The sequence below is a fragment of the Acinetobacter sp. 1207_04 genome (assembly GCF_052850415.1).
The window spans coordinates 49,990-63,735 of the sequence record NZ_VXCQ01000004.1; the positions used below are offsets into that span (position 1 = coordinate 49,990).

A 13,746-nucleotide genomic window follows, 5' to 3' on the forward strand; every position below is an offset into this window, starting at 1 on the left:
GCGTATGCTACCAAATTTTTTACTTAATTGCTTGTGCTTTTTTGAGCAATTAACTTTTTATATTTATCCATTAACTCATCTTGGCTTTCCACATGATCAGGATCGTTCGGAATACAGTCAACAGGACAAAATAATGCACATTGCGGTTGATCAAAATGACCTACACATTCAGTACACAAATTTGGATGAATTTCATAAATCTCTGCGCCCATAAAAATCGCTTCATTTGGGCACACAGGTTCGCAGACATCGCAATTGATACATTCATCGGTAATGATTAAAGACACTTCACCAGCCTTGTTGATGTTTACGTGCAAAAGCTTCTACAACACAGGGTGGTACAAACTTATTAACATCACCCTTTAAACGAGCAATTTCACGTACCATCGTTGAAGAAATAAAAGAAAATTGTTCAGATGGTGTTAAAAACACCGTTTCAAAATGATGGTCTAATTGACGGTTCATATTTGCAAGCTGAAATTCATATTCAAAATCAGAAACCGCTCTCAAACCACGTAACACAGCTGTAGCATTTTGTTCACGAGCAAAATTAACCAACAGACCATCAAAGCCAACAAACTCAACATTAGGCAAATGTTTAAGTGATATTTTTGCCAAATTAACCCGCTCTTCTAAACTGAACACAGGATTTTTATGATGTCCAATGGCAATCGCCACAACAACTTCATCAAACATTCTTGCCGCACGGGCAACTAAATCAACATGACCATTGGTAATTGGATCAAATGTTCCTGGATAGATGACACGAGTTTTAGACATCCATTTGTACTCTGCTTTGTTATGTATACTTATAGTTTATCAAAAACTATGCACTTAGCGAACTATCTACGACAATTGAAATGACTTCACCTCGGAGCAAGTTTGAGGCACAATAAGACATTCCTGGAATTTTTGTATTATGTCGAAAAATATTGTCGTTAAAAAAAATAATGGTGGCACAATTGCACAGAATAAACGTGCACGCCACGATTATTTCGTTGAAGAAAAATTTGAAGCAGGACTTTCACTACAAGGTTGGGAAGTCAAATCGTTACGTGCTGGACGCATGACCATCACTGAAAGTTATATTACTTTTAAAAACAATGAAGCGTATCTTTTTGGTGCTCAAATTCAACCATTGTTAACGGCATCTTCACATGTCGTACCTGAAGCGACACGTACACGTAAACTGCTTCTTTCTCGCCGTGAACTTGAAAAGCTCATGGGCGCAATTAACCAAAAAGGTTATACCTGCGTTCCACTTGCATGTTATTGGAAGGGTCGTTTGGCGAAACTTGAAATTGCTTTGGTAAAAGGTAAGCAATTGCATGATAAACGAGCAACTGAAAAAGACCGTGACTGGCAACGTGATAAAGCCCGTTTATTTCACAAGTAATTTTAAATCACTCTTTCAAACAAAAAACCTCCAAAATTCGGAGTTTTTTTGTTTTTAGATAATCAATTTAGCAAAACTTTAAACCACCATAGCAGTTCGATACTACTTTTTGGTTACCCAATTGTTGATTTTGTAACTTAAAATAGACAGGATTGACTAAAGTAGAGGAATTTAAGTCAGCTTGAATTGTTGATGTTAGTGGGTTATCTGCCAATAAACTTATTACATCAGTTAAATATCTGGCATTGGCTTTAGGCTTATTGACATAATCAGGTGTTAAGGTTTGTGTAACGCGTTGAGCAACCTGAGCTAAAATTGCATCATCAAGAATAATCGGTTGTGTAACATTTAACTTACCAAGTTGTACTGGATCTGCAAAAGACATCCACCACCCTTTTTGTGCCACATCAGTATTACCACTCATTTGACTTAGACTGATCTTACCAGCATCTGCCGTACTCACAGTTGCTCCTGGCCACAATAATGCAATAGATTGTAAAGATAAGTATCCGCCTGTACCTGTTAATGGAATATTGTGAAACATACTTAAAGATTGTTCAAAGTCGATACTTAAATTTAAATTTGTAATCGCTGAATCTTTGCCCATTTTAAATTTGGCTGTATCTTTCAATGCTGTAATAAGACCACAACCTCGACCACTCACGTTATTACAATTCAAATCGACTTCCAAAACATCATTTGTAAATAAGCTCGATGAGTATTGCCCTGCACTATCAGCTGCAATTGGAATTTTACTCAATACTGTTCTAATGTCATTCACCATTGCTTTTGTCTGGCGTGTGCCATTAATCGTGAATGGATTAATCGTGAAATCTGTTGAAACCGAAGGAACTGTAATCCCTGTTGAAGCTGTAGATGTTGGCTTACTGCTAAAATTAATATCGGTATCGGCTAATCCACACCCCCCGATTAACCCTACACATAATCTTGCTACACCACCCAATTGCTGAGTCTGAGTTAGACCAAATGTAGTTTGTTGTGTATAGGCTGTACCCGTCGTCCCCGCAATTTGCATAAATCCACTTAATCGTTGAATCCCGTCTGTTGTAGATGCAACTGAATTATTTTCTAATCCTGCAGAAAGTAAGGCGTTAATTTTTTCTGCACTAAAGCGTAGACCTTTAATTTCGCGAGTTGAAGATGACATCGGGTTGCTAATTGCAAACTCCATAAATGGATTGGTAATTTTCCCACTCGTTGCTGCACGTCCGTTGTCATATACAGGTACGCCATTGCCGTCATAAGAACTAGGCAAACCACTCAAGGCTAGATTTTTAATATCAATATCACAAGCACCTGCACCATTTACACCACCACAACCCAATTGTAGATTTTTAATATTGGCATTAAGCTCAAGTTCAGCCTCCATCCCCAATTTATAAAACCCAATATTATTACCCGTAATATTTTTCATTGGGTTCTTAGCATCAGTCGGTGCAAGATAAGACAGACTCATTAAAGCTTGCCCCTCTACTTGTGACATTTCTTTATCAGATAATTCAGTTAATTGTTTTGCATCAGCGAAAGTATTTTGCATCCCTCCCAATACGAGAAAAGCGCAAAATGAAAGTTTAAATGTTGTATGTCTAACCATTAAAATAACACTCCATTTTATTTTTATAGCTTAATTTTAGTTTTATTGAATAATTATCAAGCAACAATATAACATCAGCATTGGCAAGAAAACACATAATTGATAATCCAATCACGCTTTATTCTTAAACACACATCTTTAAAAATTATTTATTTGATAAAATTTCAATTGAATTAAAGTTTTAACAATCTATTGTTTAATTTTTCTTATTAGCATTTTATGACATACCACTTATCTGACAACCAAATAAGAACAAAAAAACGAGGATAATCCTCGCTTTTCATATATTGATATTTTGAATCATACAATAATGATTAACCACTTATTTCATTGATCTCATGTAAGATTATTCATAATGGGGTTATTCTATTTAAGACTTGAACAATATACTCACCAAAATACCTTGCTGTTTCTAAATCACCCGATGGTGGTGTTACTTCAGCAGATGCATTGTCCGATTGAGTCATCAAGCCTAGAAAACTCGACATACGGTTTAAATCTGTCCCACTACGCCCTGTTGGCATCATGGGTAAGCCTGTCCATAACATACCATGTTGCATGGCAAAAAGATTAATTTGCTGTAAAACTGCTAGTTTATCACCACTTAATCCACCTCCATTGGTAAACGCTGCTCCAAGTTTACCTTGCCATGAGCGTGCCAACCAACGCTTTGAAGACTGCTCCATAAATTGTTTTAAATTTGAGGTCAGACTCCCCATATACGTTGGACAGCCGAGAACAATCGCATCTGATTGATCTAAAGCGCCCCAATCAACCGCATCAATTTGCATTAAATGCACAGTCATTCCTGACTGAGTTACACCTTGTGCAATATATTGTGCAACTTTTTCAGTATGACCATAGGGACTGTGATAAACGATTGCAACTGAACGGGAAGATAAGGACATATCAATAAAAATAAACAAATTTAGTTCAGTTTAACATTAATTATTGCATAAAGACGAATGTTGCCATACGCCCTGTCTTGGCATCACGGCGATATGAATAAAAGTCTTGATCTTGCCCATAAGAGCACTGATCGCCACCCAATACCATTGTAATACCCTGTAAATTTAAAATATAACGAGCAATTGCATAAAGATCTGCATAGAACTTTCCATCCTGTTCACCTGCTTTAAACGCAGTTTCAAGTTCAGGATATTTATGACAAAAAGCCGTTTTTACTTCTGCACCAATTTCAAAACATGGTTGACTAATCGCCGCTCCCATCCATGCCCAAGTCGGCTGGCTCTTCATTTCAGTAATGGTGTTTTCAATAATACCACCTGCTAAACCACGCCAACCTGCATGTAAATTGGCAATTTCTGTACCATCAGCATTGCCTAAAACTATAGGTAAACAATCGGCTGTCATCATCATTAAGGCATGTTGCGCAGACTGTGTCACCAAACCATCGCCAATTAAGGCTTCAAAACATATTTCATTATTAATTGTATGACAAATAGTACTGTGTGTTTGAGTCATCCAAGTGATTTTATTCACACCGTATTCAGCAAAATCATCGAGTAAAATCATCCGATGTTGCTGTACACGTTCAGGCAAGTCATTGACATGCAATGCAAGATTAAATCCTGCGAGTTCAGGCTGTTCTGTTTCTAATGCTTTGGCATGTTGAATCTGTGTTTGCCCTACATAGACCCCTTTCGGCAACCCTTGAACAAATTGCATATCAATCTCCTGATGATGTGATGGATGCATCCCAATTGATGTTATCCATGTCCTTTTCAAAATGCCATTTTCATTGAATGGCATTCCAAACCTACATTCAAACTATGTATCAATAGGCTTTATTTTCAGTACGTAAAATTTCCAAAAATTCAGTGAAGTCTTCAGCCCAAGGCGCTTCAAACATCATTTCCTCTTTAGTTTTAGGATGAACTAAGCCCAGTTTAGTTGCATGTAATGCCTGACGTTTAAAGCCACGCAATGCATCCGTTAAGGTTTCAGATGCGCCTGCGGGCACTTTTACACGGCTCATATACACAGGATCACCCACCAATGGGAAACCTAAATAACTAAAATGCACACGAATTTGATGGGTACGTCCCGTTTCAAGTTGCGCCTGCACACGAGTAAAGTTTTGAAAACGCTCTTTGACATTAAAATGCGTTACCGCATCACGTCCACCCGGTAGAATCGCCATTTTAATGCGGTCTACAGGATGGCGTTTAATCGGCTCATCAATGGTGCCACCCGCAATAATGTTGCCATAGCAAATTAAATCATAAATACGGTAAACCGTTTTTCTAGCCAATTGTTTGCTAAGTGAAAACTGAGATTCGAGATTTTTAGCCACAACCAAAAGACCACTTGTGTCTTTATCGATACGATGTACCAAACCTGCGCGCGTCAATTCGGCAGCTTTTGGGTAGTGATAGAGCAAGGCATTGACAAGTGTACCATTCGGATTACCCGCCCCTGGATGTACAACCATACCAACAGGCTTGTTGATGACCATAATATCGTCATCTTCATAGATAATATTCAATGGAATATTTTCAGGCTGCGCTGCAGTTTGTACCTCAAGTTCAACTTCAAGCGTTAACATTTCAGTGCCTTCGCACTTATATTTTGGCTTAACGATGTTACCATTTACCAACAAATGGCCGTCTTTCATCCATTGCTTGAGTTTTTCACGAGAAAAGTCATTCCAAACTAGTGCTGCCACTTGGTCAATACGTTGCCCTAGATAGCTTTCATCCAGTTGAAATTGCAACGATAAACGTGTTGCAGTTGAAGCGGAATTATGATTATCTGCATCCTCAGAATCTTCGAGTAAGAAGTCATTTTCTGAAAAGTTAGAATTAGAAGATTGTGCTGAAGTCATTTGCTCATTCGGACAAAAGTGGTTTAATAGCGCAATTGTAGCCTATTGCCCGTATAAACAGAGGAATTTTTATGTCGCTACCACGTTATAAAGTTACGATGCTCGCTGTATCTTTGGGTTTAGCAATGGCTTTAGTCGGCTGTAGCAGTAATCCAAAGAAAGAGATCGTTGACACTGGGCCACAATCTAGTGAAAAAATTTATTACGATAGTGCGATGAAATCCCTCAGTAAAGGGCAATATGGCGATGCTGTAAAATCATTAGAAGCCATTGATACATATTACCCAACGGGGAATTATGCACAGCAAGCACAGCTTGAACTTTTATATACAAAATTTAAGCAAAAAGATTATGAAGGCGTAATTGCCCTTGCAGATCGTTTCATTCGTTTAAATCCACAACACCCAAATGCTGACTATGCGTATTACATTCGTGGTGTGGCAAATATGGAAATGAACTACGATAGCTTGTTACGTTATACATCATTGCAACAATCGCACCGTGATGTCAGCTATATGAAAGTCGCTTATCAGAACTTTGTCGATTTTATTCGCCGTTATCCAAGTAGTCAGTATGCTGTAGATGCTGCGCAACGGATGAAATTCATTGGTCAGGAACTTGCTGAAAGTGAAATGAATACCGCACGTTTTAACATAAAACGTAAAGCATATTTGGCTGCAATTGAACGCGCTCAGTGGGTGATTGAACATTATCCACAATCTCCACAAATACCAGAAGCTTTGGCAACAATGGCTTATGGCTATGAAAAATTAGGCGATAAAGCAACAGCTCAACAATATATTGAAACACTCAAACTCAACTATCCTCGCTTGGTTAAATCTAATGGCGAAGTGAATTTACGTGCTGCACGTAATGAAGGTAGTTGGTGGAATAAAGCAACGCTTGGTATTTTGGGTCAAAAAGCTGAAAACGTAAATACAGCAGAAACTGTAGTGAATAGTGGTACAAAAGCACCGAGTACTCAAAGCACAGATCCAAGTTTTTTAAATCGTATGAGTTTTGGTTTACTTGATCGTCCTGATCAAAGTACAGCACCAAGTGATTATGCACCTGCGGGTGAAAGTCTATATGACAAACAACGACCGCAGAATTAAACATTCGATGCATTCAATGGTGATTTAAAACATCGTTGTTCAAAATAAGTACCAAAAAAAGACAGGCAATATACCTGTCTTTTTTGTTTTATGGGCTGAACTCTTTTTCTGTTAAACTGACCATCCCAATTTAACTTTGTTCATTCGGCTTTATATTTATGGCAATTCCTCAGCACACTATTGACCAAATTCTTGATCGTACAGATATTGTCGATCTTATTGGTCAGCGTGTGAAATTGAAAAAAACAGGACGTACCTACTCAGGTTGCTGCCCTTTTCATCAGGAAAAATCGCCATCGTTTCATGTCTATCAAGACAAACAGTATTTCCATTGTTTTGGTTGTCAAGCCAACGGTAATGCCATTCGCTTTTTGATGGATATTGATCATCGCAACTTTATTGATGTGATGAAAGATTTATCGAGCCAAACTGGTATCGAACTGCCAAAAGACAATGTCGATAATAAAAAGCTATCGTATAAACGTGAAGCACCGAAACCAAAGACACAGATTACAGCAAATAACAACACACAAAATAGCAGTGCTCAAAAAACCGTACCGCAAAACCAACCTGTAGATATATCATCAACATCTTTTTTTGAGATCGATCCTTTTGAGGCTTTTCAAAACACGCCTGATTATGATGGCATGTATGAGCATGATTTCAATGCTGAGCTACAAATACAACAGGAAGGAAATCTTTACGATTTACTTGAAAATGTCGCTCAATTTTACGAGAAACAATTACCACAGAGCAAAATTGCACAGCAATATTTTAAAAAGCGTGGGCTCAGTTCTGAAACCATTCAATATTGGCGCTTAGGCTATGCCCCTGAAGATTGGCAACATCTTGAAAAAGCCTTTCCTCAAGATATTGAAGGGCTCAAACTGGTTGGCTTAATTCGTACGAGTGACAATGGTCGAGAGTTTGATTTACTTCGTGCACGGGTCATTTTCCCCATTCGTGATGTCAAAGGTCGTGTCGTTGGCTTTGGTGGTCGTGCGCTGAATGATGAAATAAAACCTAAATATATCAACTCACCTGACTCCGAAGTTTTTCATAAAAATCAGTTGTTATACGGTCTATTTGAAGGTCGTAAGCAAAAAGCCAATCAATGGTTGATGGTTGAAGGCTATATGGATGTTATTGCGCTACAGCAATATGGCATTTATGGTGCAGTGGCAACACTCGGTACAGCAAGTAATGCTGAGCATTTAACCACGTTATTTAAGCAAAATAATCAAATTACAATTGCCTTTGATGGTGATGCTGCAGGACAAAAAGCCGCACGGCGAACACTTGAAATTGCACTGCCATTACTCAATGATGGTCGTGAATTAAAGTTCTTTGTTGTACCTAAAGAGCATGATCCTGACTCTCTAATTCGTAAAGAAGGCATCGAAACCTTTCATAAACTTTGGCAAGGCTCACCACTATTATCAGACTTTATGTTTGCTTTGCTCAGTCAAAATTATGACATCACCACGCCTGAAGGTAAAAGTCAGGTAATGGCTGAGCTCAACCCACTGGTTGAGCTCCTTCCTAAACAGGGTTCATATCTTTATTTATTACGTCAGTTTTTTAGAGAAAAACTTGGTTTTAACAAAAAATGGCAACCACCCGCTAGCGTTGATGCATCGCTGTCATTCAACATCAGTATGCGTGATGAAGACTTTGCAATCGCTACATTGATGCATCATCCATTTTTATACATTCATTTTGAAGTGCTACGTGCATTACTACCAACAGATGAGCTACTGTCGCATATTTTAGCTATTTTTGACACTATCTTTGATCACTTACCCAATGACCAAGAACTCGCAACCTACTACATTTTAGGTGCGTGTAGTGCGTATCAGCATGAACTTGCAGCGATTATTCAACGTACCAACATTGAAACACTCATTGATGCACCCGAAATCGCAGATAATCTAGCCTCTGAATACTCACTTGCTTTACAAGAAAAATATCTACGTTTAAAAATAAAGGCATCGACTACACTGATTGAAAAGCGTAATTTACGTCAACAGCTCAATAACCTCACCAAACGGATCGGGCTAAAACTGACATTAAGCTAAATTATAGATCATCTTATTGGCTTGATAAAAAGACGAGTCATAATAAAAAGCTTAATCATAAATTTATTATGATTAAGCTTTTTATTATATTGCATATTCTTTGTACTTATTCTTATAGATCAATCAAAAATTTAATGCGATTTTGGTTTACGCTGATGATCAAAAATTTCACTCAGATGTTCTTGCAACCATTCCAAATGCGATGGATCTTCATCTTGCGCCGCATTACGTAACAACATAGACGTTGGATGTAAAAGTTTTTGTGTCAAACGATGTGCAAAGTCTTCAAGCACTTTTTCTGCTGACTCACCTGCTTTTAAATGTTCCAAAGCAAAAGCCAACTCTTCCTGTGCCTGTTGTTCTCCGTGCTCACGATAGTGACTAATCACGCCACCTGCCTGATGAATTTTTTGTTGTGTCACCAATTGTGTCACTAACTGATTCACCATTATTTCAGCTTCTACAGCTGCTTGTCTACGCTGTGCGAGATTGTCATCAATCACCGATTGCAAATCATCTACACCATATAAATAGACACCATCTAGGCTATCTACTTTGGGGTCAATATCACGAGGTACAGCTAAATCGACCATAAGCATTTGCTGATAACGACGTTTCTTTAAAGCCACTTTGGCATCTGTAAAAGCAATCACCTGATGCAAACTTCCGGTACAACTACAAATCACATCTGCACGGTGTAAATTGTTTGCAAGTTCATCAAATGGAATAATTTCTACTGAAACACGATGAGAAATTTCTTGTGCCAATGCTTCAGCACGTTCCTGCCCACGGTTACAAATCAAAATTTTAGCCACACCCATTTCTGCTAAATGTTTAGCAACAAGACTATTCATTTCCCCTGCAGCGACGACCATCACTGTCAATTTTTCAGGTTTACTAAAGACTTGTAATGCTAACTGTGCAACCGCATAACCCATCGAAACTGCATGACTTCCTACTGCTGTTTCTGAGCGCACTCGTTTGGCAGCATAAAAAGCATATTCAAAAATTTTATTTAAATCTTGCGAAACAGTATCAACATCTTTGGCAAGTGATAATGCTGTTTTTACTTGCCCTAGAATTTGTGGCTCACCTAGCATCAGTGAATCGAGTCCACTTGCAACACGCATTAAGTGTGAAACAGCTTCGGTGTTTTCATAGCGGTAAACATGATTGGCAAGTTGTTTGACATCAACACCATTGGTTTGGGCGAGCCAATCTAATACCATATCGGCATTATCTGCCATGGCATAGACTTCTGTGCGGTTACAGGTAGAAACCACGACCATATCATTTAAATGGGCGCACTGACTCTGCTCCGCAAGCAACGTTTTTAGTCGCTCAGGATTAAAAGCGATCTGCTCTCGAAGCTCAACTGAAGCAGTTTGATGATTGACGCCCAATGCAAAGAAAGACATATCAGATCATCAATTCACTAAAATTATGCTATTGTGCAATAAAGGTGTCATAAAAAGCATTACTTGGATAAACAAAAATTGCGTCAAATGAATAGCCGAAGTACCGGCACGACAATTAGACAGTATTCTACCACATTCTTACTTGTCGGTAGCATGGCTTCGAGTGCTCATATCCGAGCATCCGAACAGTTTTCTCATGCTCGTTCAAATACAGATGCCATTAAACAAAGCATGATTGCTGAATTTTCATTGGCTTACCATGATACTGCAACAGCATTGCACAACTATACCGTCTTGGCAATTCGTAGTAATTCAACTTCAGTTAAACAACGTGCTTTAAATATTGCGATTGAACAAAATGACTTACAATCTGCACTCGATATTGCCACTCACTGGGTTGTTCAAGAACCAGAAGACGTTCCTGCCAAATTTTATTTGGCACATATTGCGCTAAAATCACACGAATATGAACTTGCTGCCGAGACACTCGATAGTATTTTAACCCTCGATGCCAATGCTGACTTAGAAAAAATTCTAGAAGGTATTTCACCTGAGTCTGAAGAAGATCGTCAAAACCTACTTGACACTTTACGCACCAGTAAAGAGCGAGAAAATCCTTCTGTTTTAATTTTAATTGCGGGTCTTGAAGCACAGAACAATGAGATTGAACTCGCATTAAAAACCGTCAATAAAGCCCTCCGAAAACGTCCTAAAGTAACAGGCTTTATCCTCATGAAAGCCAATTTACTTATGGCTTTAGGCGATGATAAAGCCACGCTCAAATGGTACGAAACAAGTAGTAAAAAGCATAAGTATAATTTAGAAGTACGCCTTGCTGAAGTTCGCTATTTAATTAAGACCAATCAAGCTGAGTCAGCACTCGAAAAACTCGAAAAAATCATCAAAACATGGCCTGATGCAGAGGAAGCTCTGTTCATTGCAGGTTTAACCGCGATTGATTTGAAAAAATACGATCTCGCTGAACAATACTTAGTTGAACTGCGTTATTCGGCACGTTATCAAAATGAAGCCTATTATTATTTAGCAGTCAATGCTGAGCGTAAAGAGCATCTAGAAACAGCAAAAGCCTATTATCGTTTGGTCGATGGAAATTTATATACCGTTTCTCGGCGTAACTTGATCTCGATTTATGAAAAACAAAATAAACTCAATGATGTTCTACGTTTCCTCACACAGGAACGAGTCAATTATCCGCAACATGCGAGCTTTCTTTATCAGGCACAAGCTGAAATTTTAAAACGGATGAACAATAAAAAAGCAGCATTGCGACTTTTGACTGAGGCTGTTAAAAATCTACCCGATGATCCTGAAATTTTATATTCAGAAGTCTTACTATTAGATCCCTTTACTCAAAGTGAACAACTTGATCGTTCTTTACATCAACTACTCATTTTAGAGCCGAACAGCCCCACATATCTCAACGCTTACGCCTATACACTTGCCTTACAAAACAAACGTTTAGATGAGGCTAGACAGTATGCAGAACAAGCACTTGAATTTGCACCCGATCAAGCCTCTATTTTAGATACCTTGGGTTATATTGCATTTTTACAAAATGATTTTGATACATCAGCTCAAGTCCTCGCTAAAGCATGGCAAATCAGCGGTAGCAATGCCATTGGCGTACGCTATGCCAAAGCGTTGTATATGCAAGGTGCACTAGATGAGTTTGAATCTGTTTTACAAAAAATAAAACAAAATCAACCTGACGATCCTCAATTACAACAACTTGATTCGTTATTGTTAGTCCCTCACAGCAAAAAGAGTTAATTTCATTCATGCCATCATTGCGCCATACCCTTTTTATTTTAACCACTGTTTCAGGCTTAGCCCTCAGTGGTTGTCAAACTGTGACTAAAGCACCGATTCAACCTGTAACACCTCCACTCGGCACAGAGTCTGGTACATCTGAAGTCATTCAGAATAATTTTGATCTTCAAGGTAAAATCGGCGTTAAAACCCCGCAACAATCAGGCAGTGCATTTTTCACATGGACGCAACATGCAGAAAAATTCGAAATACAACTCACTGGAATTTTAGGTATTGGGAAAACCATTATTGAAGGTGATGCCAATCAGGTGACCTTAAACAGCTCTAAAACAGGCGAAATTACTGCGGATAGTCCAGAAGAACTACTTGAACGAGCAACAGGCTGGATTGCCCCAATTAGGCATATTGTGAGTTGGGTACAAGCACGCCCTGCGACGACTGATGCACAGATCAACAAAGATGACTTTCAACGTATCAACCAAATTCAGGAAGATGGCTGGGATGTTACATTGAGTTATGCCGATCAAGCCACATTACCCAACAAGTTAATTTTAAAACAGCAACTTGAAGGTGGTAAAGAAAACCGTATTACAATGGTAATACAAAATCGTTAATTCACCTTTATATCGAATATATCATCCATGATCAGAGTCCCTGCCCCTGCCAAACTGAATCTTTTTTTGCACATTACCAGTCGTCGTGCAGATGGTTATCACGAGCTACAAACTATTTTTCAGCTTATTGATTTGTTCGATTGGCTTGAATTTGAACAAACAGAATATTCAAGTGAAAATGATGCCATTCACATTGATGGATTAAACAGCGTTGAGTTACAGCAAAATTTAATTTACAAAGCAGTCGAAATACTTAAACCCTTTGCTAAAGCACAAACAGGGTTAAATATTCGCCTCGAAAAAAATATTCCAATGGGTGCAGGACTTGGTGGTGGCTCATCTGATGCAGCAACAACCCTCATAATCGTCAATCAACTTTGGCAATGCGGATTAAGTATTGATCAATTGGCTGCTTTAGGTCTGCAACTCGGTGCGGATGTACCTGTATTTGTTCATGGACGCAATGCATGGGCAGAAGGCATTGGTGAACACTTATCATTCATAGACTTAGATCAAAAACAATACATAATCATCAAACCTGAGTGTTTTATCAGCACCCAACAGCTATTTTCACAAAAAACATTGACAAGAGATACAAAGCCTACTAAATTTTGCGCCTATCAGCTTAAGCCATCCAGTTTTGGAAACAACTTTGAGCCAGTGGCACGAAGTTTATATCCAGAAGTTGATGTAGCGATGCGGTACTTAGATCAGTTCGGTACAGCAAAGCTTACAGGTACAGGTGCTTGTGTTTTTGTTGAAGTCACTGAAAAAATGAATGTAAGTGAAGTGTTAAATCATTCTCCCTATAAAGCCTATTTGGTCAATAGTTTGAATGAATCTCCACTAATTCAGTTTAAAGTGTAATGAT

At 38.5% G+C, this 13,746-nt stretch carries 13 protein-coding genes; 6 read left to right on the forward strand and 7 right to left on the reverse strand.

Translation table 11 applies throughout. The features are described from left to right. Positions 1-23 precede the first annotated feature (23 nt). Positions 24-287 carry a YfhL family 4Fe-4S dicluster ferredoxin gene (locus tag FW754_RS04715; protein WP_409512076.1) on the reverse strand — a complete coding sequence of 88 codons (264 nt, stop codon included), beginning with the start codon at positions 285-287 and terminating at the stop codon, positions 24-26. A 1-nt stretch (position 288) separates the two neighbouring features. Beyond that, the gene (coaD, locus tag FW754_RS04720) at positions 289-780 is read right to left on the reverse strand and encodes a pantetheine-phosphate adenylyltransferase (protein WP_409512075.1); all 492 of its coding nucleotides are present in this window, start codon (positions 778-780) and stop codon (positions 289-291) included. Between the two features lie 139 nt (positions 781-919). On the opposite strand from coaD, the gene smpB reads away from it, so the two are divergent. After that, on the forward strand, positions 920-1,396 hold the full coding sequence (gene smpB, locus FW754_RS04725) for an SsrA-binding protein SmpB (protein WP_446324010.1): 477 nt from the start codon (positions 920-922) through the stop codon (positions 1,394-1,396). Between the two features lie 67 nt (positions 1,397-1,463). Here the strand turns inward: smpB and FW754_RS04730 are convergent, their stop codons facing one another. The 4 genes from FW754_RS04730 to rluD form a co-directional block, all read right to left on the reverse strand. Beyond that, positions 1,464-2,954, reverse strand: coding sequence for a hypothetical protein (locus tag FW754_RS04730; protein WP_446324011.1), 1,491 nt, complete (start codon positions 2,952-2,954; stop codon positions 1,464-1,466). A gap of 407 nt (positions 2,955-3,361) precedes the next feature. After that, positions 3,362-3,919, reverse strand: coding sequence for a flavodoxin family protein (locus tag FW754_RS04735; RefSeq protein WP_446324012.1), 558 nt, complete (start codon positions 3,917-3,919; stop codon positions 3,362-3,364). Between the two features lie 40 nt (positions 3,920-3,959). Further along, a complete protein-coding gene (pgeF, locus tag FW754_RS04740; protein ID WP_409512071.1) occupies positions 3,960-4,700 on the reverse strand; it encodes a peptidoglycan editing factor PgeF in 741 nt (246 codons plus the stop codon). A 109-nt stretch (positions 4,701-4,809) separates the two neighbouring features. After that, complete coding sequence (rluD, locus tag FW754_RS04745) at positions 4,810-5,859, reverse strand: 23S rRNA pseudouridine(1911/1915/1917) synthase RluD (RefSeq protein WP_419348149.1); 1,050 nt, start codon at positions 5,857-5,859, stop codon at positions 4,810-4,812. Positions 5,860-5,930: 71 nt separating this feature from the next. Here rluD and FW754_RS04750 point away from each other — a divergent pair, with 71 nt between their 5' ends. Both FW754_RS04750 and FW754_RS04755 read left to right on the forward strand, forming a co-directional pair. After that, entirely contained in the window at positions 5,931-6,974 is a 1,044-nt protein-coding gene (locus FW754_RS04750; protein ID WP_409512069.1) for an outer membrane protein assembly factor BamD, read from the forward strand. Positions 6,975-7,132: 158 nt separating this feature from the next. Then, on the forward strand, positions 7,133-9,052 hold the full coding sequence (locus FW754_RS04755; RefSeq protein WP_446324013.1) for a DNA primase: 1,920 nt from the start codon (positions 7,133-7,135) through the stop codon (positions 9,050-9,052). Positions 9,053-9,183: 131 nt separating this feature from the next. On the opposite strand, the gene hemA is transcribed toward FW754_RS04755, so the two are convergent. Further along, positions 9,184-10,470 carry a glutamyl-tRNA reductase gene (hemA, locus tag FW754_RS04760; RefSeq protein WP_446324014.1) on the reverse strand — a complete coding sequence of 429 codons (1,287 nt, stop codon included), beginning with the start codon at positions 10,468-10,470 and terminating at the stop codon, positions 9,184-9,186. Positions 10,471-10,548: 78 nt separating this feature from the next. Here hemA and FW754_RS04765 point away from each other — a divergent pair, with 78 nt between their 5' ends. The 3 genes from FW754_RS04765 to ispE are packed head-to-tail and all read left to right on the forward strand — an operon-like array spanning position 10,549 to position 13,742. Continuing rightward, entirely contained in the window at positions 10,549-12,261 is a 1,713-nt protein-coding gene (locus tag FW754_RS04765) for a tetratricopeptide repeat protein (protein WP_446324015.1), read from the forward strand. An 8-nt stretch (positions 12,262-12,269) separates the two neighbouring features. Continuing rightward, positions 12,270-12,875: a lipoprotein insertase outer membrane protein LolB gene (gene lolB / locus FW754_RS04770; protein WP_446324016.1), complete on the forward strand. Its 606-nt coding sequence runs from the start codon at positions 12,270-12,272 to the stop codon at positions 12,873-12,875. A 27-nt stretch (positions 12,876-12,902) separates the two neighbouring features. Next, positions 12,903-13,742: a 4-(cytidine 5'-diphospho)-2-C-methyl-D-erythritol kinase gene (gene ispE / locus FW754_RS04775; RefSeq protein ID WP_446324017.1), complete on the forward strand. Its 840-nt coding sequence runs from the start codon at positions 12,903-12,905 to the stop codon at positions 13,740-13,742. The last annotated feature ends 4 nt before the right edge of the window (positions 13,743-13,746 follow it).

Excerpts from the sequence above, each read along its gene's own strand:
- FW754_RS04755 (WP_446324013.1), top strand. The coding sequence starts at position 7,133 with ATGGCAATTCCTCAGCACACTATTGACCAAATTCTTGATCGTACAGAT.
- hemA (WP_446324014.1), bottom strand. The coding sequence starts at position 10,470 with ATGTCTTTCTTTGCATTGGGCGTCAATCATCAAACTGCTTCAGTTGAG.
- FW754_RS04730 (WP_446324011.1), bottom strand. The coding sequence starts at position 2,954 with ATGCAAAATACTTTCGCTGATGCAAAACAATTAACTGAATTATCTGAT.
- pgeF (WP_409512071.1), bottom strand. The coding sequence starts at position 4,700 with ATGCAATTTGTTCAAGGGTTGCCGAAAGGGGTCTATGTAGGGCAAACA.
- rluD (WP_419348149.1), bottom strand. The coding sequence starts at position 5,859 with ATGACTTCAGCACAATCTTCTAATTCTAACTTTTCAGAAAATGACTTC.
- ispE (WP_446324017.1), top strand. The coding sequence starts at position 12,903 with ATGATCAGAGTCCCTGCCCCTGCCAAACTGAATCTTTTTTTGCACATT.
- coaD (WP_409512075.1), bottom strand. The coding sequence starts at position 780 with ATGTCTAAAACTCGTGTCATCTATCCAGGAACATTTGATCCAATTACC.
- smpB (WP_446324010.1), top strand. The coding sequence starts at position 920 with ATGTCGAAAAATATTGTCGTTAAAAAAAATAATGGTGGCACAATTGCA.
- FW754_RS04735 (WP_446324012.1), bottom strand. The coding sequence starts at position 3,919 with ATGTCCTTATCTTCCCGTTCAGTTGCAATCGTTTATCACAGTCCCTAT.
- lolB (WP_446324016.1), top strand. The coding sequence starts at position 12,270 with ATGCCATCATTGCGCCATACCCTTTTTATTTTAACCACTGTTTCAGGC.
- FW754_RS04750 (WP_409512069.1), top strand. The coding sequence starts at position 5,931 with ATGTCGCTACCACGTTATAAAGTTACGATGCTCGCTGTATCTTTGGGT.